22 protein-coding genes and 1 riboswitch are annotated in these 21543 nt (G+C 70.3%); of the genes, 13 read left to right on the forward strand and 9 right to left on the reverse strand.

What is annotated here, in order from left to right; genetic code table 11:
• Nucleotide 1: 1 nt before the first annotated feature.
• From dnaK to ACX80N_RS02525, 4 genes are all read right to left on the reverse strand, one after another.
• Complete coding sequence (gene dnaK / locus ACX80N_RS02510) at nucleotides 2-1873, reverse strand: molecular chaperone DnaK (RefSeq protein ID WP_459338161.1); 1872 nt, start codon at nucleotides 1871-1873, stop codon at nucleotides 2-4.
• A gap of 135 nt (nucleotides 1874-2008) precedes the next feature.
• Nucleotides 2009-3322: a DUF2252 domain-containing protein gene (locus ACX80N_RS02515; RefSeq protein ID WP_459338162.1), complete on the reverse strand. Its 1314-nt coding sequence runs from the start codon at nucleotides 3320-3322 to the stop codon at nucleotides 2009-2011.
• A 47-nt stretch (nucleotides 3323-3369) separates the two neighbouring features.
• The gene (locus ACX80N_RS02520) at nucleotides 3370-4359 is read right to left on the reverse strand and encodes a permease prefix domain 1-containing protein (RefSeq protein ID WP_459338163.1); all 990 of its coding nucleotides are present in this window, start codon (nucleotides 4357-4359) and stop codon (nucleotides 3370-3372) included.
• Nucleotides 4356-4700, reverse strand: coding sequence for a PadR family transcriptional regulator (locus ACX80N_RS02525; RefSeq protein ID WP_459338164.1), 345 nt, complete (start codon nucleotides 4698-4700; stop codon nucleotides 4356-4358). Before ACX80N_RS02525 ends, ACX80N_RS02520 begins: the two co-directional genes overlap by 4 nt.
• 119 nt (nucleotides 4701-4819) lie before the next feature.
• On the opposite strand from ACX80N_RS02525, the gene ACX80N_RS02530 reads away from it, so the two are divergent.
• Nucleotides 4820-5437 carry a cupin domain-containing protein gene (locus ACX80N_RS02530; RefSeq protein ID WP_459338165.1) on the forward strand — a complete coding sequence of 206 codons (618 nt, stop codon included), beginning with the start codon at nucleotides 4820-4822 and terminating at the stop codon, nucleotides 5435-5437.
• 94 nt (nucleotides 5438-5531) lie between these two features.
• Here the strand turns inward: ACX80N_RS02530 and ACX80N_RS02535 are convergent, their stop codons facing one another.
• Together ACX80N_RS02535 and ACX80N_RS02540 are read right to left on the reverse strand one after the other, a co-directional pair.
• The gene (locus ACX80N_RS02535; RefSeq protein ID WP_459338166.1) at nucleotides 5532-6017 is read right to left on the reverse strand and encodes a GNAT family N-acetyltransferase; all 486 of its coding nucleotides are present in this window, start codon (nucleotides 6015-6017) and stop codon (nucleotides 5532-5534) included.
• 50 nt (nucleotides 6018-6067) lie between these two features.
• Entirely contained in the window at nucleotides 6068-6673 is a 606-nt protein-coding gene (locus ACX80N_RS02540; RefSeq protein WP_105031700.1) for a LysE/ArgO family amino acid transporter, read from the reverse strand.
• Nucleotides 6674-6742: 69 nt separating this feature from the next.
• On the opposite strand from ACX80N_RS02540, the gene ACX80N_RS02545 reads away from it, so the two are divergent.
• Entirely contained in the window at nucleotides 6743-7645 is a 903-nt protein-coding gene (locus ACX80N_RS02545) for an ArgP/LysG family DNA-binding transcriptional regulator (RefSeq protein WP_459338167.1), read from the forward strand.
• A 99-nt stretch (nucleotides 7646-7744) separates the two neighbouring features.
• Nucleotides 7745-7819, forward strand: a riboswitch (cyclic di-GMP riboswitch).
• 122 nt (nucleotides 7820-7941) lie between these two features.
• Nucleotides 7942-8757 carry a response regulator transcription factor gene (locus ACX80N_RS02550; protein ID WP_459338168.1) on the forward strand — a complete coding sequence of 272 codons (816 nt, stop codon included), beginning with the start codon at nucleotides 7942-7944 and terminating at the stop codon, nucleotides 8755-8757.
• Nucleotides 8758-8772: 15 nt separating this feature from the next.
• Here ACX80N_RS02550 and ACX80N_RS02555 read toward each other — a convergent pair whose 3' ends face one another.
• Complete coding sequence (locus ACX80N_RS02555; protein WP_157940210.1) at nucleotides 8773-9219, reverse strand: hypothetical protein; 447 nt, start codon at nucleotides 9217-9219, stop codon at nucleotides 8773-8775.
• A 105-nt stretch (nucleotides 9220-9324) separates the two neighbouring features.
• The gene (locus ACX80N_RS02560) at nucleotides 9325-11475 is read right to left on the reverse strand and encodes an MMPL family transporter (protein WP_459338169.1); all 2151 of its coding nucleotides are present in this window, start codon (nucleotides 11473-11475) and stop codon (nucleotides 9325-9327) included.
• 100 nt (nucleotides 11476-11575) lie between these two features.
• Between ACX80N_RS02560 and ACX80N_RS02565 the strand changes: the two genes are divergently transcribed.
• The 5 genes from ACX80N_RS02565 (at nucleotide 11576) to pabB (ending at nucleotide 16205) form a co-directional block, all read left to right on the forward strand.
• Nucleotides 11576-12046: a MarR family winged helix-turn-helix transcriptional regulator gene (locus ACX80N_RS02565; RefSeq protein WP_105031705.1), complete on the forward strand. Its 471-nt coding sequence runs from the start codon at nucleotides 11576-11578 to the stop codon at nucleotides 12044-12046.
• A 29-nt stretch (nucleotides 12047-12075) separates the two neighbouring features.
• Nucleotides 12076-12873: a methyltransferase domain-containing protein gene (locus ACX80N_RS02570; protein WP_459338170.1), complete on the forward strand. Its 798-nt coding sequence runs from the start codon at nucleotides 12076-12078 to the stop codon at nucleotides 12871-12873.
• Nucleotides 12874-12939: 66 nt separating this feature from the next.
• Nucleotides 12940-13449, forward strand: a complete 510-nt coding sequence (locus ACX80N_RS02575; protein ID WP_459338171.1) for a low molecular weight protein-tyrosine-phosphatase — start codon at nucleotides 12940-12942, stop codon at nucleotides 13447-13449.
• A gap of 23 nt (nucleotides 13450-13472) precedes the next feature.
• The gene (locus ACX80N_RS02580; protein ID WP_459338172.1) at nucleotides 13473-14090 is read left to right on the forward strand and encodes a LysE family transporter; all 618 of its coding nucleotides are present in this window, start codon (nucleotides 13473-13475) and stop codon (nucleotides 14088-14090) included.
• A gap of 3 nt (nucleotides 14091-14093) precedes the next feature.
• A complete protein-coding gene (pabB, locus tag ACX80N_RS02585; RefSeq protein WP_459338173.1) occupies nucleotides 14094-16205 on the forward strand; it encodes an aminodeoxychorismate synthase component I in 2112 nt (703 codons plus the stop codon).
• Nucleotides 16206-16220: 15 nt separating this feature from the next.
• Here the strand turns inward: pabB and ACX80N_RS02590 are convergent, their stop codons facing one another.
• The gene (locus ACX80N_RS02590; RefSeq protein ID WP_459338174.1) at nucleotides 16221-17114 is read right to left on the reverse strand and encodes a GAF domain-containing protein; all 894 of its coding nucleotides are present in this window, start codon (nucleotides 17112-17114) and stop codon (nucleotides 16221-16223) included.
• Nucleotides 17115-17404: 290 nt separating this feature from the next.
• Between ACX80N_RS02590 and ACX80N_RS02595 the strand changes: the two genes are divergently transcribed.
• From ACX80N_RS02595 to ACX80N_RS02615, 5 genes are all read left to right on the forward strand, one after another.
• A complete protein-coding gene (locus tag ACX80N_RS02595; protein WP_105031710.1) occupies nucleotides 17405-18160 on the forward strand; it encodes a GAF and ANTAR domain-containing protein in 756 nt (251 codons plus the stop codon).
• 121 nt (nucleotides 18161-18281) lie between these two features.
• Nucleotides 18282-19415 carry an FAD-dependent oxidoreductase gene (locus ACX80N_RS02600; RefSeq protein WP_459338175.1) on the forward strand — a complete coding sequence of 378 codons (1134 nt, stop codon included), beginning with the start codon at nucleotides 18282-18284 and terminating at the stop codon, nucleotides 19413-19415.
• Between the two features lie 29 nt (nucleotides 19416-19444).
• Nucleotides 19445-20050 (forward strand): GNAT family N-acetyltransferase, encoded by a 606-nt coding sequence (locus ACX80N_RS02605; RefSeq protein WP_459338176.1) that lies wholly within the window; start codon nucleotides 19445-19447, stop codon nucleotides 20048-20050.
• Nucleotides 20051-20240: 190 nt separating this feature from the next.
• A complete protein-coding gene (locus ACX80N_RS02610; RefSeq protein WP_276308019.1) occupies nucleotides 20241-20363 on the forward strand; it encodes a hypothetical protein in 123 nt (40 codons plus the stop codon).
• Between the two features lie 188 nt (nucleotides 20364-20551).
• The gene (locus tag ACX80N_RS02615) at nucleotides 20552-21541 is read left to right on the forward strand and encodes an ABC transporter substrate-binding protein (RefSeq protein ID WP_105031713.1); all 990 of its coding nucleotides are present in this window, start codon (nucleotides 20552-20554) and stop codon (nucleotides 21539-21541) included.
• Nucleotides 21542-21543: the final 2 nt, after the last annotated feature.

A 21543-nucleotide genomic window follows, 5' to 3' on the forward strand; every position in this document is an offset into this window, starting at 1 on the left:
GCTACTTCTTCTCGTTGGTGTCTTCGTCGACCACCTCGGCGTCGACGATGTCCTCGTCGGCGCCTGCGGAGGCCGGCTGGTCGTCGGCGGGTGCGCCGGCTGCGGAGCCTGCGTCCTGCTGGGCGGAGGCGTAGATCGCTTCGCCGAGCCTGGACTGCGAGGACTGCAGCTTCTCGAAGGCCGACTTCACCTCGGCGTCGTTGTCCTGCGACTCCAGCGTCTTCTTCAGGGCGTCGACGTCGGCCTGGACCTCGGTGCGGACGTCCTCGGGCAGCTTGTCCGAGTTGTCGGCGATGAGCTTGTCCACCGAGTAGGCGAGCTGCTCGGCACCGTTGCGGGTGTCGGCGGCCTCGCGGCGCTGCTTGTCCTCGGCTGCGTGCTCCTCGGCCTCGCGCACCATGCGGTCGATGTCCTCCTTGGACAGCGACGAACCGCCCGTGATGGTCATCGACTGCTCGGTGCCCGTGCCCTTGTCCTTGGCGGACACGTGCACGATGCCGTTGGCGTCGATGTCGAAGGTGACCTCGACCTGCGGGACGCCGCGCGGTGCCGGCGCGATGCCGGTCAGCTCGAACGTGCCGAGCGGCTTGTTGTCCCGGGTGAACTCGCGCTCGCCCTGGAAGACCTGGATGGCCACGGACGGCTGGTTGTCGTCAGCGGTGGTGAAGGTCTCGCTGCGCTTGGTCGGGATGGCCGTGTTGCGCTCGATGAGCTTGGTCATCATGCCGCCCTTGGTCTCGATGCCGAGGGACAGCGGGGTGACGTCGATCAGCAGGACGTCCTTGCGCTCCCCCTTCAGCACGCCGGCCTGCAGTGCGGCACCGACGGCCACGACCTCGTCCGGGTTGACGCCCTTGTTGGGCTCCTTGCCACCGGCGAGCTCCTTCACGAGTTCGCTGACCGCGGGCATGCGGGTGGATCCGCCGACGAGGACGATGTGGTCGATGTCGGAGACCTTGATGCCGGCCTCGGCGATGACGTCCTGGAACGGCTTCTTGGTGCGGTCCAGCAGGTCCTTGGTCAGGTCCTGGAACTTGGCACGCGACAGGTGCTCGTCGAGGTGGACGGGGCCGTCCGCGGTGACCGAGAGGTACTGCAGCGAGATGTTGGTGGACGTCGCCGAGGACAGTTCCTTCTTGGCCTGCTCTGCGGCCTCCTTGAGGCGCTGCAGCGCGATCTTGTCCTTGGAGAGATCGGCGCCCTTGGCCTTGGCCTGCGAGAGCAGGTAGTCGACGACGCGCTGGTCCCAGTCGTCGCCGCCGAGGCGGTTGTCACCGGACGTGGAGCGGACTTGGATGGTGGAGAACGCGTCCTCGTCCTTGCCGACCTCGAGGAGGGAGACGTCGAACGTGCCGCCGCCGAGGTCGAACACGAGGATGAGCTCGTCCTCCTTGCCCTTGTCCAGACCGTAGGCGAGGGCCGCGGCGGTGGGCTCGTTGACGATGCGCAGCACCTTGAGGCCCGCGATCTCGCCGGCCTCCTTGGTGGCCTGCCGCTCGGCGTCGTTGAAGTAGGCGGGGACGGTGATCACGGCGTCGGTGACCTTCTCGCCGAGGTAGCTCTCGGCATCCGTCTTGAGCTTCTGGAGGATGCGCGCCGAGATCTCCTGCGGGGTGTACTTCTTCGCATCGATGTCGACGCTCCAGTCGGTGCCCATGTGGCGCTTGACCGAGGAGATGGTGCGGTCGATGTTGTTGACGGCCTGGCGCTTGGCGATCTCGCCGACCAGGACCTCGCCGGCCTTGGAGAAGGCGACGATCGACGGCGTGGTGCGCGCGCCCTCGGCGTTGGCGATGACGGTGGGCTCGCCACCCTCGAGGACCGAGACGACCGAGTTGGTGGTTCCGAGGTCAATACCTACTGCACGTGACATGCAAGTTCCTTTCGACTGCCCGGGATTTGCGAGGCGCTCATCCGCCGGGCGCGTGGATTGAGCGTTCTGCACTCAACTATAGTCCTGCACAGCCGGAGATCAAAACGAAGTTGAGCCAGGAGGACTCAACTTGCACTATGCCGCCGGTACGGCGGTGATGAGTCCTTCGCGGAAAGCGTCGACGAAGAGGGCATGATCCTGCCGCACCGTCTCGGCGTAGGCCTCGCCGAATCCCACCAGGTCTGCGATGAACTCCTCGCGCGCGTCACCGACGGCGGCGAGGATCGCGGTCTCCGTGCGGAACGGCACGAGGTCGTGGTCGCTGTCCTCGTCGGTCGAGCAGTGGATCTTCGCGGTGGCCTGCCCGAGCGCTTCGAGCACGGGCACCATCTGCTCGGGTTCCGTGAGGTCCTCCCAGGAGAGATCCCGCTTGTAGGGGGACAGTTCCGACACCACGAAGGAGACCCCACGGATCGAGGTGTAGCCGAGGAACGGGTCCGTGTGGGTCTGCAGCGAGCGCTGGCTCACGACGGCGCGGTGCCCGTCGTCGTGGAAGAAACCGCGGACGCGCTCGTCGTCCACGATCCGGCTGGGCGCGGCGATGTTCGACTGCTTCATCGTGAGGATGATGTCGTTCTCCTGCGCCTCGTCGAAGCCCTCGATCAGCACGTTGTAGGTGGGCAGCCCCGCACTGCCGATCCCGAAGCCCTTCTTCCCCACGATCCCCTTGACCCGGTAGAACACGCGACGGCGGGAGCGCTCGCCGTCAGGGATGGTGGCGAGGTAGCGCTCGAACGCGTCCGACACCTCCGCGGACTCCTCGCCTCCCAGCACCCGAATCGATCCGTCGTCGCGGAACTGGCGCTCGTCGTCCTCGATCAGCGTGAGGGAGTCGAGCAGGCGCGTCCGCCGCGCGGCGCGGGCCTGCTGCAGGACCCGGTGGATGGTGCCCTCGGTGTTGTCCAGCCCGAAGGCGAAGGCCGACTGCTCGTCGTCCACGTAGTCCCCGACCCGGCCCAGGTACGCCTCGAGGTAGGTGCGGGACAGGTCGCGCACCGCCCGCGACGGCAGCGCCTTCTGCCAGCACAGCAGCGTCAGCGACGCAACGAACCGGCGCAGGTCCCAGGAGAAGTGGCCCACGTACGCCTCGTCGAAGTCGTTGACGTCGAACGTGAGCCGTCCCTCGTTGCTCATGTAGGTGCCGAAGTTCTCGGCGTGCAGGTCGCCGTGGATCCACACGCGACCCGTGCGCCCGTCCGCCCACCTGTCGTCGAGCCCTGCCATGTCGGTGTAGAACAGCGACGCGCTGCCGCGGTAGAAGGCGTAGGGGTCCGCCGCCATCTTCCGGAACCGCGCCCGGAAGGCGAGGGGGTCGGCGACCATGAGGTCCTGGTGCGCTTCCACGAGGGTGTTCACGATGTGCTGCTGACGGGGCTCGGTGGCTGCCATCAGACCACGGTACGCGCGTCGCCCGGGCGGAGCGTGCCCGGGCAGGGTCAGCGGCCCACGAGGACGGGCTGCCGGGCTCCCGGGGCGGACGCACGCCGCGCCTTCAGGAACCCGTCCACCACGTCCCAGGCGGTGATGAGGACCACGACCGCGGTCACGATGGAGCCGACCGTCCAGCCGCCCCCCGTCGCGACCGCGGGACCCCATCCGACGGCGTCGACGAAGGCCGGGTTGAGCAGCCTTCCACCGGACCACAGGAGGACCGCGGGCACCGCGAAGGCGAGGGCGAGGGCGAGGTTCACGACGGCGGCCGGCCAGGACCAGTCCCGCAGGTACAGCCAGACCGCGAAACCCGCCTCGAGGACGATCAGCCCCAGGAACCACGGGAGCCAGAAGGACCACAGTGCCGGGTCGAGCAGGGGGATCGCGCTGCCGTCGTCGGCGTTGACCACGGAGCGGACCTGCTGCCAGAGGATGGCGCCGGCGAAGACGGCGAGGAACACCAGTGACGCGACGAGCTCGGGCAGGCGCGCATGGCGCGAGCGGTCGGGCAGGACGGGGAGGGTGTCGGGGGACCACCCCAGCCCCGTGTCGGGGACCCCCGTCCGCTCCAGGATGACGAACACGAGCGTGCTCCAGAACCCGATGTGCACCGTGACGTTCAGCGCCGTCGTGACAGCGCCGCCGATCGCCGCACCGACCTCACCCTGGCTCAGGAACTGCACGAGGAACACCGCGGCGGTGGAGATGGGGACGACGACGGCGAGGAGCGTCCTCAGGAGCCGGAGCCAGTCGAGGTAGTAGCGCGGCCCGATCAGCGTGAGGGGCCGGTCCACGTAGTCGGCCGCGAGGCGCTCCGGGTCCCCCAGCTGGAGCAGCGCCGAGCGCTCCGCGGCGGCGGGCTCCTCACCGGCGGCGAGGCGGGCGTCGACCGCGCCACCGATCATCTCCCTGATCTCGGGCTCGATATCGGCGCGGTGGGTATCGGGCACGGTGCGGACGACGGCCCAGACGTAGCGATCGGTCAACGTTGTCATGGCAGTTCCCCTTCAGCGAGGCGGTGCAGCGATGCGGTCAGCCGATCCCAGTCGGCGGAGAGGGTGGCGGCGAGGTCGTCGCCGGCCGGGCTCGTCCGGTAGAACTTGCGGGGACGGGACTCGGCGGTGTTCCACTCGCTCGTCAGCAGGCCCTGCTTCTCGAGGCGCCGCAGGAGTGGATAGAGCGTGTTCGCGTCGACCTGGATGTCCAGGCCTTCGAGCGCTTCGAGGAGCGCGTACCCGTAGTCGGGGGTGCGCAGCCGGGTGAGGCAGGCCAGGACGACCGTCCCGCGCCGCAGCTCCTGCAGGTGTCCGGCAGTTCGGTCGTCATCGAGGGCCATGCCTGGAACTATAGTGTGCGTTGCACACTATAGCAAGAGGCACAATGATGCCCGCACGCGCGATGAGAAAGAAGCCCCTGCGCCGTCCACCCTGCATCCCAGCGACCCAGGAGGCACCCATGCACCCCGACACGACCAGGACCACCGGCGCCTCACCCGCGGCTCGTGCGATCCCCGCGGCGGAACTCGCACTCACCGGCAGCAGGACACGCCGCTTCGAGGGCGAGGCGCACGGCTCCGCCGTCTCCTACTTCGCGGTGGACAACGACCCCGGTGACACCGTCGCCCTGCACCGGCACCCGTACGTCGAGACGTGGGTGGTCCTCGAGGGGCACGTGCGCTTCACGGTCGGGACGGCAGGGCTCTCGGGAGTGGCGGGCGACACCGTCGTGGCACCGGCCGGCGAATGGCACGGCTTCACGAACGACGGCGACGGCCCGCTGCGGATGCTGTGCATCCATGCGTCCCCGCGCATCATCCAGGAATGGAAGGAGGGTGCCATACTGTCCGGCATGGACCTCGAACAGTGGTGGAACGGCGTCATGCCGCAGACCCGGGACTGGCTGACCGCCCACAACGGTGAGGCGCTGACCCCCGAGGTGGTGGCGGACATCAGCAGCGCGGGCGGCCTCGTGGCCGCCGACTCCTGGTGGATGGGTGAGCGCGGCCCCGACGGCATGTTCCTCTCGGACGCGGCGACGGACTGGATCGAGGAACGCGCCAACACCGAGGAGTAGTCGCCGAGCACCTCCGCCACCGGCGGGAAGAGTCCTACGCATCGAGCGGGCCCGGGACCGTCGCTCCGGAGGAGAGCGACGCCTTCCCTGTCCCCTAACCGGAGAGGTCCTTGAAGTAGCGGGCAACGGGCCACCGCTCGAAGCCTGCCGCCTCGTACGCCCGGCGGGCCGGTTCATGGCCCGGATCGTCGCCGGTCTCCACGAGGACCATGCGCATGCCGGCCTCCCGGCTCCTGGCGAAGGCATGATCCATGAGGTCGCGGGCCACGCCCCGCCGCTGGAACTCCGGGTCCACGCTCAGGACGTGGATCTCGCCCATGCTGTCCTCGGGATGGAGTCGCAGGCACACCCAGCCCACCACGCGCGCACCCTCCACGGCGACGGCGATGTTCCCGGGCTCGCCGTCGAGCACGGCCGCGAGGTCACGATACTGGCGTTCCCTCCACCCGTCCGGATAGAAGGACCCGTACACGAACGGCGCCACCGCCTCGCGGACCAGCGGGAACACCGGCTCCCAGGCGCGCATCGACAGCTCGAGCACCTCCGCCCGATGGTCCGACCCGTACGGCACGATCCGCATGCAGTGACGGTAACTCCCCGGGCCGGGCGGCGCACCCGCGGCGCCGTCGGCTACCGCAGGACGAGCATCACGGCCAGCAGGAGCATCACGACGGCGATCAGCGCGTCGAGGATCCGCCAGGCGCGTGGACGGGCGAAGAGCGGCGCGAGGTAGCGGGCCCCGATGCCGAGTGCGGTGAACCACACGAGGCTGCCGAGAGCGGCTCCCCCGGCGAACCACCACTTGCCCGGCACGCCGTGCGTGGTCGCCAGCGTACCCAGCAGCAGCACCGTGTCGAGGTACACGTGGGGGTTGAGCCAGGTCAGGGCGAGGCACGTCCCGAGCGCGGCCCGCCACGACATCGTGGCGGGTCCGCCGTCGGCGTCGAGGTGCTCGCCCCGGAGGGCACGCCGTGCCGCCAGGACCGCGTAGCCGGCCAGGAACGCGGCCCCTGCCCAGCGCACCACCTCGAGGACCACGGGGGCCCGTTCGATGACCGCCCCCAGTCCCCCGACCCCCAGCAGGATCAGCACCAGGTCCGAGAGGGCGCACACCGCCACCACCAGCAGCACATGGGAACGCCTCAGGCCCTGGCGCAGCACGAAGGCGTTCTGCGATCCGATGGCGACGATCAGGGTCAGACCGGCAGCGAGTCCGGTGGCGGCGGTGGTGATCACCTCCTCAACCTAGGAGGCGGCAACCGGTTCAGGCCAGCTAATGATCCTTCAGCATGGTAAGAATTGCTCATGAGGCACGTCGACCCGGCACACGCGGAGGCACTCGCCGCGATCGTGGCCGCCGGAAGCTTCGAGGCAGCGGCAGCGGCCCTCGCGATCACCCCTTCGGCGGTCAGCCAGCGTATCCGCGCACTGGAGGCCGCCGTCGGTCGTCCCGTCATCACCCGGACACGGCCCCTGCGCCCCACGCAGGCCGGTCAGGCCGTGGTCCGCTTCGCCCGGCAGTTCGACCTGCTGGCCGCGGACCTCGCGGCGGACCTCGAGCCGGGCGACCAGGGCGGGCGCCGGCGCATCACGATCGTCATCAATGGCGATTCGCTCCATACCTGGGCGCTGCCCGCCCTGGCCACGGTTGCCGGCACGCTGCAGATCGAGGTGTTGCGCGAGGACCAGGAGCACTCGCTCGACCTGCTCCGCAGCGGTGCGGCGGCGGCCGCCATCACGTCGGTCGCCGCCGCAGTCCGGGGGTGCTCGTCCCATCCGCTCGGGATCATGCGCTACGTCCCGGTGTGCACACGGGAGTTCCGCCGGACCTGGTTCCGGGACGGTGCGACGACGGAGCAGCTCGGCGTCGCCCCCGTGATCGTCTTCGACCGGAAGGACGACCTGCAGGACCGGTACCTCCGCTCGCGCTCGCGTCGCACCCTCGACCCGCCGCGCCACTACGTCCCCGCGGCCCAGGAGTTCATCGACGCCATCCGGCTCGGCATGGGCTGGGGGCTCGTCTCCGAACTGGAGCTGAGGGGCGAGGCCGACCGCCGGGCCTTCGAGGCCCTCGAACCGGGCGGCCACGTGGACGTGCCGCTGTACTGGCAGCAGTGGCGTCACGGCTCGACAGCGCTGTCCGCCGTCAGTGACGCGGTACGCCATCATGCAGTCATCCTCCGGCAGCCCGATGCGGCGCCGCGGTGACCTCCGCAGCCGCGGAGGAACGCCACGCCGAACCGCGCCGGGCCGTTGGTCGCTGCGGTGTCACCGGGGGTTGCTAATATCGTCGGGCGGGCAACCGCTCGTCGACAAAGGCAAACCCGGTGCGAGCCGGGGACGCAAAGCCACGGGACCCATGCGGTCAGCCGGGCCGCCGAACAGAAGAGGTCCACGCAGTATGCCAAGGACGCCTCAATTCCATACAGCCCCCGCACCGGTCGGACGGATCGTCCTCGAGCAGGCCCCTGCGGGCACGCAGCACCATCACGGGGTAACACGCCATGAATAGCCCTGCGCCCGGGGACGTCCGGCCGGCCGTCGTGATCGAGGACGACCTCGACATCCGCAACCTGGTCTCCGCCATCCTGGAGCAGGGAGGCTTCCAGGTCACCGGCGCGGCCACCGGTCGCGAGGGCGTCGACGTCGTGCGTCGGGAACACCCGACCGTGGTGACCCTGGACATCGGGCTGCCCGACATCGACGGGTACGAGGTCCTGCGGAGGATCCGCTCGACCACGGACTGCTACGTGATCGTCCTGAGCGGCCGCGCGGACGAACTGGACATCCTGACCGCCCTGCAGGCCGGCGCGGACGACTACGTCCTGAAACCGTTCCGTCCCCGCGAGCTCCGGGCACGCATCGACGCGATGCTCCGCCGGCCCCGTGCCGGGCAGATGGCACAGCATCCGTCGGGCCGGTCCGCGGTACCCGTGACGGTGGTCGCTCCGTCCGTCCCCGACCGTCGGCAGGCCTCCGACACCCTCCTGCGCAACGGCGCGCTCGTGGTGGACGGCGAGGCGCGCACGGCGAGTTGCTCCGGTATCGAGTTGCCGCTCACGAAGACCGAGTTCAACCTGCTCCACGAACTCCTGCGCAGCAACGGCGCCGTCCGGACGAAGGAGGAGCTGGTACGCGTCTCGCGGGGCAAGGACTACCGCGGATACAACTTCGTGAGCCGCACCGACGAACGCGCCATCGAGGTGCACATCGCGAACCTCCGCCAGAAGCTGGCCCGCACCATGGGGGACCCGGATCTGATCATCACCGTGCGCGGGGTCGGATTCCGGATCATGCCGCAGGGCACCACCTCGCGCTGAGCCGCCCGCCCCCGGTCAGCGGTGTTCGGGGCGGCTGTCCTGGAACGCGGACACGGTGTCGGCTGCGCACGCGCGGAGACGCGCCACCGAGCGCCGGGCGTCCTCGAGGCTGCCGGCCCTGATCGATCGCTGCGTGGCACCTGCCGCCTGGGCGAGGCGTACGGCGCCCACCATCGTGGCGGACGTCGTCACGCTGAGCACGGCGTCCTCCGCCCCCATCGCGTCGTCGTCCTGGAGCCGGCCGTCGAGCCGGTCGATCTTCCCCGCCAGCGAATCGCAGAAGTCGCGCGCGAAGCGCTCCACCACCGAGGGGTCCGAGAAATCGCGCCTCATGTCCCGGAGGACGTCCGGGTCGAGGAGCTGCGCCGCCCTTCCTGGCGCGTCCGGGACCCGGACGGCGTCGTGGAGGGGCACCGTACCGTGGTCCTGGTCAGGACGCGGCGGCGTGGATGGGGTGGGCACAGTCCAAGATTAGTGACGGGTCCGCTGCCGGGCGCGGTACCCGGATGTTCTTGCGCAAAGCTTGCGGAAGGTCGGCGGTTCGTGCTCGACGGCGGGATGAGCGGGCTACCGCGGGGACGCCACTTTCCCGAGCGGTGACGGCCACCAGATCCCCGGCCCGATGTCGTAGGCCAGCGCGGGGATCAGCAGCGACCGCACCAGCACGGTGTCCAGCAGCACGCCGAACGCCACGATGAAGGCGATCTGCGCGAGGAACAGGATCGGGATGACCCCCAGCGCGGCGAAGGTCGCGGCCAGGACCACCCCCGCCGAGGTGATGACACCGCCGGTGACCCCGAGTCCACGCAGGATCCCCGGCCGGGTGCCGATGCGCAGGGACTCCTCGCGCACCCGGGTCATCAGGAAGATGTTGTAGTCCACGCCCAGCGCCACGAGGAACACGAACGCGAAGAGCGGCACCGACGCATCCGCGCCCTCGAACCCGAAGACGTTGTTGAACACCAGCGCCGACACCCCGAGCGCGGTCGCGTTCGAGAGCGCCACGCTGGCCACGAGGAGCACCGGCGCCACGACCGAGCGCAGCAGGATGATGAGGACTACGAGGATGACGGCGAGGACGATCGGGATGATCTTCACCAGGTCGGCGAGCGCGGTGTCGTTCGTGTCCACCGCCACCGCCGTGACGCCCCCCAGGAGCGAATCCGGGCTGGCGTCGTCGAGCGCGGCCCTCAGGTCGCGGACCACGCCCTCCGCCTGGCCGGAGTCGGCCTGGTACGCCAGCGTCCCGCTGATGAGCACGCGGCCGTCCTCGACGACGGCGGCGCCGGTGGGGTCGGCGGTCAGGGCCGCCTCCGAGATCCCCTCCTGCGCGGTGACGATGTCGAGTGCCGTCTGCCGGTCCGCCTCCGGCGCCACGACGTAGACCGGGCTCCCGGATCCGGCGTCGAAGTGCCGGCCCAGTGCCTCCTGGCCGTCGACGGCGTTGGAGGGCGCGAGGATCAGGGCCGACTGCGGGACGCCGCTTGCCTGGAGCTGGGTCAGCCCGAGCGCCCCGGCCACGAGGACGAGCAGGGACACGACCCAGAGGACCCGCGGGCGACGGGCCACCAGCAGGGCCACGCTCCGCCAGATCCCCCTGAGCCGCTCGAGCCCGGTCTCCGGGCCGGACGCCGTCGGGGCGGCGTGCCTGCCGTGATGAGGAGGGACGACGGTGGCGAGTTCCGGGTTGTAGCGCGGGACCAGCGGCCAGAACGCTGCCCTGCCGAAGAGCAGCAGGAAGGCGGGCAGGAGGGAGAGCGCCGCTCCGAGCGAGAAGACGATGCCGATCGCGGCGATGGGCCCCAGGCTCTTGTTCGAGTTGAGGTCGGAGAAGAGCAGGCACAGCAGGCCGAGGATCACCGTGGCACCAGAGGCGACGATCGGCTCCACGGCGCCTCGGTACGCCACGCGCATGGCCTCCCATCGGGTCCCGTGCTCGGCGAGCGCCTCCCGGAACCGGGCGACGAGCAGCAGCGCGTAGTCGGTCGCCGCACCGATCACGAGGATCGAGAGGATCCCCTGGCTCTGCCCGCTGAGCTGGATCCAGTCGAGCTTCGCGAGCCAGAAGACGAGCAGGATCGACGTCGAGAGTGCGAACACCGAGGTCAGGAGGACGAGGAACGGCAGCACGACGGAGCGGTAGACCGCGAGCAGGATCAGGAACACCGCGCCGAGTGCCACACCGAGCAGGATGCCGTCGATCCCACCGAACGCGTCCACGAGGTCGTTGGTGAATCCGGCGGGTCCTGTGACGTACCCGCTCACGCCGTCGGGGAGCTCGTCCGTCAGCACCGTGCGCAGTTCGCCGACCACCTCGGCGAGTTCGGCGTCCGAGGAGACGAAGGCGATGTACTGCACCGCGAAGCCGTCCTCGGAGGGGATGGGCCCTGCGACGGCCGGCGCACCCTCGGCGGGTGGCTCGAGCCCCTCGACCTGCCCGAGCGTCGCACCGAGGTCGGCGTAGGGACCGAGGTCCCGCGGGTCGATGGCCGCGTCCGACTCGGCCACGATCACCGCCGGGATGGCGTCGGAGTCGCTGAAGCGCTGCTGCAACTCACCCGCCGCCGTCGACTCGGCGCTCCTGGGCAGGAACGATGCCTGGTCGTTGCTCGAGACCTCCTCGAGCCGACCGAAGGTGGGACCGCCCACGGCGGCACCGACCAGCCAGACCAGCACGACGACCGCGGGCAGCAACACCCTCAACCATCTGTTCCTCATGACGTTCCTGCCCTCTCGAAGGTATCTCTGCAATAAAGTATATCTATGGTGGAGATAATCATAACCGGCCTAAACTGGAGGGGAAAGAAGGCGAGGACCCATGGCCGCGAGGGAAGAACTCATGGCACTGCTGCGGCAGTTCACGGTCGAGACGGACCGCTACGTCGACACCGTCAGCGAGCGGGACAGCCTCTACCGCACCGATCTCCATGCGCTGAGCATCATGATGGGCGCCGCCCGCGCGGGTCTCACCGTCACTCCGGGCCTGCTGCGGGAGGAACTGAACCTCAGCTCACCGGCCACCACCGCGCTCGTGGACCGTCTCGGTTCGGCCGGCCACGTCACGAGGCGTCGCAGCGACGTCGACCGGCGGCAGGTGCACCTCGAGATGACGGAGAAGGCACGCTCCACGGGGGCGATGCTGTTCGCCCCCCTCGCCCGGCACATCGACGCCGTCTTCGACCGGTACTCCGAGGAGCAGCTGGCGCTCCTGCGGGACATGCTGCAGGACGTCACCGACGCCACCGTGGCCGCCCGTGATGTGGCGCTGGACGACGTGGATGCTGGCTGAGGACGACGCCGCCGGTTAGCCTTCGGAGCATGAACAGCGAGGTCTACTCCCACGGACACCACCCGAGCGTCACGACGGCGCACGCGGCGCGCACCGTCGCGTCGTCGGCCGCCTACCTCGAGCCTCTCCTCGAAGCCGGCCTCGACGTGCTCGACGTCGGCTGCGGACCTGGGAGCATCACCGCCGGATTCGCCGACCTCGTGGCCCCGGGCTCGGTGGTGGGGATCGACAGTTCGGCGGACGTCATCGCGCAGGCGGCGGAGGCCCATGCGGACCTCGCCAACGCCGCATTCCGCGTGGGCAACGTCTACGACCTCGATGCACCGGACGAGTCCTTCGACGTCGTGCATGCGCACCAGCTCCTGCAGCACCTGGCGGACCCGGTGGCCGCGCTGCGCGAGATGCGCCGCGTCGTGCGCCCGGGCGGGCTCGTCGCGGCCCGCGAGGCGGACTTCGGCGCCATGACGTGGTTTCCCGCGGTCGACGAACTCGACGAGTGGCGGGAGCTCTACGGGACGCTTGCACGGGGCAACGGCGGCGAGCCCGACGCCGGGCGCAGGCTTCCCGGCTGGGCGGCGGCTGCGGGGTTCGCGGACATCGAGGTGTCCTCGACCAGCTGGGTCTACGCCACGGCCGAGGACCGCCGCGTCCATGCCGAGTCCTGGGCCCAGCGCGTGCTGCACTCGGCCTTCGCCGGACAGACCCTGGAGCGCGGCCTCGCCGACCAGCAGACCCTGGACCGCCTCGCCGAGGGGTGGCGCAGGTGGTCGCGGATGGACGACGGCGTGTTCCTGGTGCCGAGCGTGGAGATCCTCGCGCGGGCCTGACCCTTCGACCGGCAGCCCGACGGCGTCGACCCGACCCCGGACGGGCACCGCAGCTAGGCTGGCGTGATGTACCGCATCGTCACCGTCTGCACCGGGAACATCTGCCGCTCCCCCATGGCCGAACTCATGCTGGCCCGCGCCTTCGCGGACGCGGGCATGGGCGACGACGTCGCCGTCGACTCCGCGGGCACCACGGACTGGGAGGCCGGGCGGCCGATCGACGAGCGGGCCGCCGCGAAACTGACCGAACTCGGCATCGACAGCCACGGACACCGTGCACGCCGGTTCGAGCAGGAATGGTACGGCGAGCGTGACCTCATCCTCGCCCTCGACCTGGACCACTACGGATTCCTGCGCACGAACGCGCCCGACGACGGCGCCCGCGAGAAGATCCACCTCCTGCGCGAGTTCGACCCCACGACCACGGACACGGACCTCGAGCACCTCGGCATCTACGACCCCTGGTACGGCGACGCCAGCGATTTCGAGGCGACCTGGGCGATGGTGGACGGCGCGGTGGACGGCGTCGTCAAGTACGTCCGCAACGAGCTCGACGCCGACGGTTCGGAGCCCTGACCCACGGCGCATACCATGAACGGGTGAATCCCTCCCTCTGGCTTGCGCTGCTCGGCGCACAGACGCTCATCAGCTTCATGCCGGGTGCGGGAGCCGTGAACACCATGAGCAACGCGCTGACGGTCGGGTTCCGCCGCTCCATCTGGGGCATCCTGGGGCAGCAGGCGGCACTGCTGGTCCACATCGGCATCGCCGGGGCGGGCGTGGGCCTCCTCGTCGCGAACTCGCCCCTCGCCTTCGACCTCATCCGCTACACCGGCGCCGCCTACCTCGTGTACCTCGGGGTGTGGAAGTTCCTCGCGAAGCCCGAGCACAGCGAGGTCCGCGCCCTGCAGGTCAGCGAGGGAGCCTCGTCGATGTTCCGCCGGGGTGTCTGGGTGAACCTGCTCAACCCGAAGGCGATCGTGTTCTTCCTCGCGCTCATCCCCCAGTTCATCCGTCCCGAGGATCCCCTGCTGAGCCAGTACGGCGTGCTGGCCGCGACCGTGATCGTGATCGACGTCCTCGTCATGTGGTTCTTCTACGCGGCTACGGCACGCTCGTTCCGCCGCTTCACCGAGGACGAGCGCGGACAGACCATCCTCAACCGCACCTTCGGTTCGCTGTTCGTGGGCGTCGGCGCCCTGCTCGCCCTGGGCTGACCCGTGCCCGACGCTCCCGGCATCTCCTCCACCACCGCACCCGACGCCGCATCGCGCGGGGCTCCCCTGCTCATCGCGATCGACGGCCGCTCCGGCGCCGGGAAGACGACCCTCGCCGTCGAGCTCGCGGCCCTCCTGCGCGAACACCACAGCGTGGGCCTCTTCCACCTCGAGGACATCTATCCGGGGTGGGACGGGCTCGACGCCGGCATCGCCCGCTACGTGGAGCGGGTCCTCACCCCTTTGCGGGCAGGGCGCACGGCGCACTGGAACGCCTGGGACTGGGGTCGGGGACACGACGGCCCGGCGCGCACGACGCCGGTGACGGAGATCGTGCTCCTGGAAGGGGTGGGGGCGGCCGCGGCAGCAGCGCGCGCCTCGCTCGACGCCGTCATCTGGGTCGAGGCCGACGCCGGGATCAGGCGGCGGACGGCGATCGAGCGCGACGGCGACGCCTATGCGCCGTTCTGGCAGCGCTGGGCGGCACAGGAGGAGCGCTGGCTGGCAGGGGACGATCCCGCTGCCGCCGCCGACGTCGTCGTGCAGGGCCACCGCGGACCCCCGTCACCCCAGGCCGTGCGCCTCGCCCTCACCGGGTTGCCCTCCTGCGCGGTCCTGCTGGCTCCTGAGCGCGCGGGGCGGCGCGGACTCGCGCTGGACTGCGAGCGTGTCGAGGCCGTCCCGGATCCGGCCGCGCTGTTCTCCTCGCTGTACGGGGAGGCACCGGCGGCCGCCTGGCTCGACAGCTCCGACGCCCCGACGAACCCGCCCACCGGCCTGCTCGCCGACGGGCGCAACCGTTTCAGCATCATGGCCGATGCCGGCGGCGCGTTCGGGCAGGTGGCGCTCTACCGGGGCGGCGTGCTGGAGGTCGGTGCGGGGCCCGTGACCACGAGGATCCGCGAGCCCTTCTTCCGCTGGCTCGACGACGTCTGGGGGCGGCGGGCCGTGCGTGTACCCGACGGCCTGGCGTGCGGGTTCGGCTTGGGCTGGCTGGGCTACCTCGGCTACGAACTGAAGCGCGAGACGGGCGGCTCGGACACCCCTGCGGGCCGCCTGCCCGAGGCCGCCCTCATCTTCGCGGGCCGCGCCGTGGTCCTCGACCACCTCGAGGGCGCCGCCTTCCTGCTGACGCTCTCGGACGGCAGGCCCGACCCCGAGCGCGACGCCTGGCTGGTTCGCGCCCGTGAGGCCGTCGTGGCGCCCGGTCCCGTCCCGCCGTCGCCCCCGCTGCCCGTACCGCACTTCGCAGGGCGGGACACACGTGCCGGGTACCTGGCGAAGATCCGGCGCGCCCAGGCGGAGATCGCCGACGGCAACACCTACGAGGTGTGCCTGACGACGTCGCTGTCGGCGCGCACCGGGCGCGGGGACCGGCTCGATCCGCTGACCGTGTACCTGCGCCTGCGCGCGGGCAGTCCCGCACCGTTCGCGCACTTCCTGCGCTTCCCGGGGTTCGCGGTCGCGAGCAGCTCACCCGAGCGCTTCCTGAGGATCACCGCCGACGGGCGCATGCGGGCCGAACCGATCAAGGGGACGCGGGGCCGCTCTGCGGACCCGGCTGCGGACGCAGCACTGCGCGAGGACCTCAGGACGTCGGCGAAGGACCGCGCGGAGAACATCATGATCGTGGACCTCCTGCGCAACGACCTCTCCCACCACGCCGTACCCGGCTCGGTCACGGTCAGCCGCCTGTGCGCCATCGAGACGTACGCCACGGTGCACCAGATGGTCAGCACCATCGACGCCCGGCTCCGTCCCGGAAGCGCACGGGCGGGCGTCGTCGCGTCCGCCTTCCCCGCCGGCTCGATGACCGGAGCGCCGAAGATCAGCACCATGGCCATCCTCGACGGCCTGGAGCGGGCTCCGCGCGGACCCTACTCGGGCGCCGCGGGCTACCTCGCCCTCACGGGCGCCACCGACCTCGCCGTCGTCATCCGCACCCTCGTGCTCGAGGACGACGACGACGGCACCCGCCTGACCCTCGGCGTGGGCGGCGCGATCACGGCCGATTCCGTGCCCGAGGAGGAGTGGGACGAGGTACGCACGAAGGCGCGCGGCGTCCTCACGGCGCTGGGTGCCGCGTTCCCGGCCGACATCCGAGCCGGCTCCTGAACCGGCAGGCCCGCGTCAGCTGATCGAGCCCCGCCACATCTCGTCCTGGACGAGCCGCGCGAGGGTCCGCAGGTCCGCGGCGTCCTCCTCCGTGAACCGTCGCGGCCTGTCATCCATGACGCACAGCGAGCCGATGCGCCATCCGTCCATGGTGGACAGCGGGTGCCCGGCATACATGCGCACCTTCGGGCCCCCTGTGACAAGGGGATGGTCCCTGTACAAGGGGTCCCGGGTCGCATCGGGGATCACCAGGGTGCGCTCCGCCTTCACCGTCACCGCGCACAGGGAGAGCTCGAGGGGCAGATCCTGACCGATGGGGCCGGCCAGGGACTTGATCACCTGCCGGTCCTCGGCGATGAAGGCGATCGAGGACGAACTGACGCCGAACCGGTCCCGGGTCCGGACGGTGAGCGCATCGAACCGTTCCTCGGCACCGGAATCCAGCATGCCCGACAGGTACAGGGCCTGCAGACGCCGGACCTCCGCGTTGTCCGTGATGTCGGTACCGTCCCTCGGTCCGGACGACGTGCGCGCCAGCTGCGTCCCCGTCCCGCCCACCGTCTGGGCATCGGGGCGCAGCGCGCGCCGGTCGAAGCCGTAGCCGTCGGGATTCGTGGTCAGCGGCCGGAGGTACTCCTCGAACCCGGACGCGAATGCCGCCTCGTCGGTGCTGTAGTGCGCGCCGTCGGCCATGGAACCGGTGGCGTCGATGAGTTCGTTGATGGCGTCGGCGATCAGATTGCGGTCCTGCACCGGCAGGCGGGTCAGCCCGCGCAGGTACCCCGTGACGTCGAAGACGTCGTGGCTGCCGCCCAACGCGGTGTAGCCGGCCAGCACCTGTTCGGAGCGCAGACCCGCCACCCTCACCGCTTCCAGGGCGGTCCATTGCTGGAGGTACGCATCAGTCACTGCTGGTTCCTCATCCCGTTCACTTGCTGTCTCGGGACGATCCACCATCAGCTGCCCCGGCTGCCGTCCATCGTAGGACCTGCAGGGTACTTCCCGTACGCGGACCACGCGGACACGGGAGGGGTGGACAGGGGGCGGCGACTGGGCATGGTCCGCGACTGCCCCGCGAACAGGCGGTGGCGATACCCGGCCGTATAGTTCTAGGACATGGTCCCGCCCTCGCGGTGCCGCTTCCCGTGGTTCAACAGTGAGCCCTCCCTCTGATGTGCGATGAACGGACAGGTGCTCCCATGCCGGACGAGAACGAACTGGCCTCCGAGAAGGAGCGGGACCCGGTCACGGCCCTACTGCAGGACATGGTCCTCGAGAGCGAGGACGTCCAGGACTTCCTCGCCGGACTGGCCACGGTCGCCTCCCGGGCCTTCACCGGACCCTACGGCGAGGTGTTCTGCGGGGTGACCCTCCTGCGCCCACGCTCGATGGTCACGGTGGCCAGCAGCAGCGACCGCGCCCGCGAGGTCGACGAGGTGCAGTACGGGTTCGACGACGGCCCCTGCCTGCGCGCCGCGCGCACCGGCGAGACCGTGCACATCCGTGACTTCCTCACGGAGGAGCGCTTCCCGGAGTACCGCGAGGCGATCGCGTCCTACGGCCTGCGCTCGGCCCTCGGCATCCCGATCCGGCTCCAGGACGGAGCCAGCGCAGGACTCGACTTCTACTCCACCACCCCGGACATCTTCGACGACAAGGGCATCGCCGTGGCCGAGGGCCTGGCCCGCGACGCCTCGCGGTCCCTGAGGCTGGCCGTGCGGATCGCGAAACTCACCGAGGACACCCAGAACCTCCAGGCCGCGATGACCGCCCGCACCACGATCGACACCGCCGTCGGCGCGATCATGGCCCAGAACAGGTGCACCCAGAAGGAGGCGTTCGCCATCCTCCGGCGGGCGTCGTCGACCCGCAACACGAAGCTGCGGCTCCTGGCCGCCGACATCCTCGAGTCGGTCGGTCAGACCGAGCCCGTCGCCACCCACTTCGACTACTGACGCCGGACCCCCGGCCGGCTCGACGGACGGGCACCCCTCCCGCCCGTTCGCGGATCGGTCGGGTGTCCGCTCGTAAGCTCCATCAGGACGGCCGGCGGAGGAATCGTGAAGGAGTGCCGCTATGACGAGCATCGCCGTGATCGGCGCCGGTCTTGCCGGGTCCTCCGCTGCCTGGCGGCTGGCGCGGGCCGGGCACGACGTCGCCGTCCTGGAGCAGGACACCCCGGCCCACCCCCGCGGCAGCTCGCACGGCTCGGCGCGCATCTTCCGCTACGCCTACGCCGAGCGACTGTACGTCGACCTGGTCCGTGAGGCGGCACGGGGATGGGCCGAGCTGGAGAGCGCCTGCGGCGCCGCCCTCCTCACGCGCACCGGTGCGCTCGACCACGGCGAGGGCCACGATCCGGAGGGTTTCGCGCGCATCCTCGCGGCGGCGGGCATCGACCACGAACTCCTCGGCGCCGCCGGAGCGACTGCCCGCTGGGGCCGGGAGTTCGAGACCCCGGTCCTGTGGCACCCCGGCGCGGGGGTGCTCGACGCCGAATCCGCGGTGCTGGCCATGCTCGACCGGGCGGCGTCCCACGGAGCCATGCTCGAGAAGGGGTGGCGCGTCGTCGCGGTGCAGCGCAGCGGCACCCGGGGCTACCGCGTCCGGGGCGCGGACGGTCGCCACGTGGACGTGGAGGAGGTCGTCGTGGCCGCGGGCGGCTGGCTCCCCGACCTCCTGAGGACCATGGACCTGCCCCGGGCCTTCGTCGGGGCACTGCCTCCCCTGGAGGTCAGGCAGGAGCAGGCCTACCACTTCCCGTATGCGGACGAAGGCGATGGATGGCCTACCTTCATCCACAAGACGAAGGACATGGTGGTGTACGGCCTGCCGGGCGGTCGCGACGCCGGCTGGTCGGGCCAGAAGGTGGCGGAGTACAACGCCGGCCGACGGCTCCGTTCGGCCTCGGGGCAGGACGGCGTGATCGCGCAGGAGAACCGGCAGCGCGTGGTCTCCCATGTGGAGCGCTACCTCCCGGGTCTCGTGCCCGAGCCGTACGCCGAGACGACCTGCCTGTTCACCAACACCCCCACCGAGGACTTCGTCGTCGACCGCGAGGACGGCCTCACGCTCGTGTCCGCCTGCTCCGGCCACGGCGCGAAGTTCGCGCCGCTGCTCGGCGAACTCGTCCTCGCGCTCGTGGAGGGCCGGGAGTCGGTCCCCGGGCGTTTCCGCCCCAGCCGGTCGGACGGCCGCGTCGGGCAGTAGTGCCCGCCGTCCGCGGCTAGGGTCGGTGCATGACCGCCCTGCGACCTACGACCCTGCGGGGCGACCGCGTCCTCCTCGAGCCCCTCTCACCCGCACACCACGACGGCCTCGTGGCCGCCGCACGCGACGGCGAGCTGTGGAACCTCTGGTACACGTCCGTGCCGACGCCCGAGGGCATGCGACAGGAGATCGACCGCCGGACGGGCCTGCAGGAGAAGGGCTCGATGCTGCCCTTCACCACGCGCCTGGTCGACGCCGACGGCGGGCCCGGCAGGATCATCGGCATGACGACGTACATGAACATCGACCAGGACACCCCGCGGGTCGAGATCGGCTCCACGTGGAACGCCGCCTCCGCCCAGCGGACGGGTACCAACACGGAGTCCAAGTTCCTCCTGCTGCGCCATGCCTTCGACGTGTTCGCGTGCCCGGCGGTGGAGTTCCGCACGCACTGGCTGAACCACCAGTCGCGCGAGGCCATCGAGCGACTCGGCGCGAAGCAGGACGGGGTGCTCAGGAGCCACAGCCGCACCAGGAGCGGGGAACTGCGCGACACCGTCGTCTACTCGATCCTCGCCCACGAGTGGCCGATGGTGCGCGAGAACCTCCTCCACAGGATGAGGATCCACTCCTGAGCGGATCCTCCCCCACAGGCGGGTGCAGCACCCGGCGGGGCCCGCACGGGGATCCGGCCGGATGCGTTTGTCAACCTCCCGCTCCGCCGTCCTCCCACGTTCCCCGCATTCCCGGGCGGGTGGAGCATGGAGGGGTCAGAGCGCGGCAGCCACGGCGGGCCGCGGACCGGTTCGACGGAAAGAAGTCTTCATGGCGGACATTGGTGGAATGGCCGACAAGGCCAAGGATGCTGCACAGGACCATCCGGAGAAGGTGGACCAGGCCAAGGACAAGGCCAAGGACGCCGTCGACGGCAAGGACGACCAGAAGTAACCGATCCCTCCGGAGGCCGGGCCCGCCGCGGTCCGGCCTCCCCCATGTCGTCCGGGGTACTACCGGAATGACGCGATTCCCTTGACCAGCCATTTGTTACCGTTCACAATTGCCGCAGGGCTCCCCGCCCCTGCAGCAACGACGGTGCAGATACCCCTTGCTGTGGTTCCGTTTCCAAGGAGGCAGCAGTGTTCAGGAAATCCCTCGTGGCGGTCGTCGCCGCCACCACCCTCGCCCTCACCGCCTGCGGCGGAGGGTCCGATTCCGGTGGCGGTTCCGACGCCGGTGGCGCTTCCGACGGCACCATCACCATGGGCTTCGCCCAGGTCGGCGCGGAGAGCGGGTGGCGCACCGCCAACACCAAGTCGGTCCAGGAAGCGGCGGAGGCCGCGGGCGTGGACCTCAAGTTCTCGGATGCGCAGCAGAAGCAGGAGAACCAGATCAAGGCGATCCGCTCCTACATCCAGCAGCAGGTGGACGTCATCGCGTTCTCACCCGTGGTCGAGTCCGGCTGGGACACCGTGCTGAAGGAGGCCAAGGACGCGGAGATCCCCGTCATCCTCACCGACCGCGCCGTCGACTCCGCCGACACCTCCCTCTACAAGACGTTCCTCGGCTCGGACTTCATCGAGGAGGGCAAGAAGGCCGGCGACTGGCTCGTCGAGGACTCGGCCTCCACCGAGGGCCCGGTGAACATCGTCGAACTGCAGGGGACCACGGGAGCCGCTCCGGCCATCGACCGCAAGGAAGGCTTCGAGACCGCCATCGCCGCGGACCCCGACCTGAAGATCGTGCAGTCGCAGACCGGCGACTTCACCCGCAGCGGCGGCAAGCAGGTGATGGAGGCGTTCCTGAAGAACACCCCGGACATCGACGTGGTCTACGCGCACAACGACGACATGGGCCTCGGTGCCATCGAGGCCATCGAGGCGGCGGGCAAGGTGCCGGGCAAGGACATCAAGATCATCACCGTCGACGCCGTCAAGGACGGCATGACGGCCCTCGCGGACGGCAAGATCAACTTCATCGTGGAGTGCAATCCGCTCCTGGGCGAGCAGCTGATGGACCTGGCGGCCAAGGTGGTGGCGGGCGAGGAGGTCCCGGCCCGCGTGGTCACCGAGGAGACCACCTTCACCCCCGAGCAGGCCAAGGAAGTCCTCGCGAGCCGCGAGTACTAGGA

It is taken from the genome of Arthrobacter sp. MDT2-16 (assembly GCF_054510925.1).

What these genes read in the sequence shown, in the direction of transcription:
- ACX80N_RS02595 (WP_105031710.1), top strand. Translation starts at nt 17,405, where the DNA reads ATGCCGGACGAGAACGAACTGGCCTCCGAGAAGGAGCGGGACCCGGTC.
- dnaK (WP_459338161.1), bottom strand. Translation starts at nt 1,873, where the DNA reads ATGTCACGTGCAGTAGGTATTGACCTCGGAACCACCAACTCGGTCGTC.
- ACX80N_RS02610 (WP_276308019.1), top strand. Translation starts at nt 20,241, where the DNA reads ATGGCGGACATTGGTGGAATGGCCGACAAGGCCAAGGATGCTGCACAG.
- ACX80N_RS02575 (WP_459338171.1), top strand. Translation starts at nt 12,940, where the DNA reads ATGTACCGCATCGTCACCGTCTGCACCGGGAACATCTGCCGCTCCCCC.
- ACX80N_RS02520 (WP_459338163.1), bottom strand. Translation starts at nt 4,359, where the DNA reads ATGACAACGTTGACCGATCGCTACGTCTGGGCCGTCGTCCGCACCGTG.
- ACX80N_RS02570 (WP_459338170.1), top strand. Translation starts at nt 12,076, where the DNA reads ATGAACAGCGAGGTCTACTCCCACGGACACCACCCGAGCGTCACGACG.
- ACX80N_RS02545 (WP_459338167.1), top strand. Translation starts at nt 6,743, where the DNA reads ATGAGGCACGTCGACCCGGCACACGCGGAGGCACTCGCCGCGATCGTG.
- ACX80N_RS02525 (WP_459338164.1), bottom strand. Translation starts at nt 4,700, where the DNA reads ATGGCCCTCGATGACGACCGAACTGCCGGACACCTGCAGGAGCTGCGG.
- ACX80N_RS02530 (WP_459338165.1), top strand. Translation starts at nt 4,820, where the DNA reads ATGCACCCCGACACGACCAGGACCACCGGCGCCTCACCCGCGGCTCGT.
- ACX80N_RS02600 (WP_459338175.1), top strand. Translation starts at nt 18,282, where the DNA reads ATGACGAGCATCGCCGTGATCGGCGCCGGTCTTGCCGGGTCCTCCGCT.
- ACX80N_RS02605 (WP_459338176.1), top strand. Translation starts at nt 19,445, where the DNA reads ATGACCGCCCTGCGACCTACGACCCTGCGGGGCGACCGCGTCCTCCTC.
- ACX80N_RS02550 (WP_459338168.1), top strand. Translation starts at nt 7,942, where the DNA reads ATGAATAGCCCTGCGCCCGGGGACGTCCGGCCGGCCGTCGTGATCGAG.
- ACX80N_RS02565 (WP_105031705.1), top strand. Translation starts at nt 11,576, where the DNA reads ATGGCCGCGAGGGAAGAACTCATGGCACTGCTGCGGCAGTTCACGGTC.
- ACX80N_RS02515 (WP_459338162.1), bottom strand. Translation starts at nt 3,322, where the DNA reads ATGGCAGCCACCGAGCCCCGTCAGCAGCACATCGTGAACACCCTCGTG.
- ACX80N_RS02535 (WP_459338166.1), bottom strand. Translation starts at nt 6,017, where the DNA reads ATGCGGATCGTGCCGTACGGGTCGGACCATCGGGCGGAGGTGCTCGAG.
- ACX80N_RS02560 (WP_459338169.1), bottom strand. Translation starts at nt 11,475, where the DNA reads ATGAGGAACAGATGGTTGAGGGTGTTGCTGCCCGCGGTCGTCGTGCTG.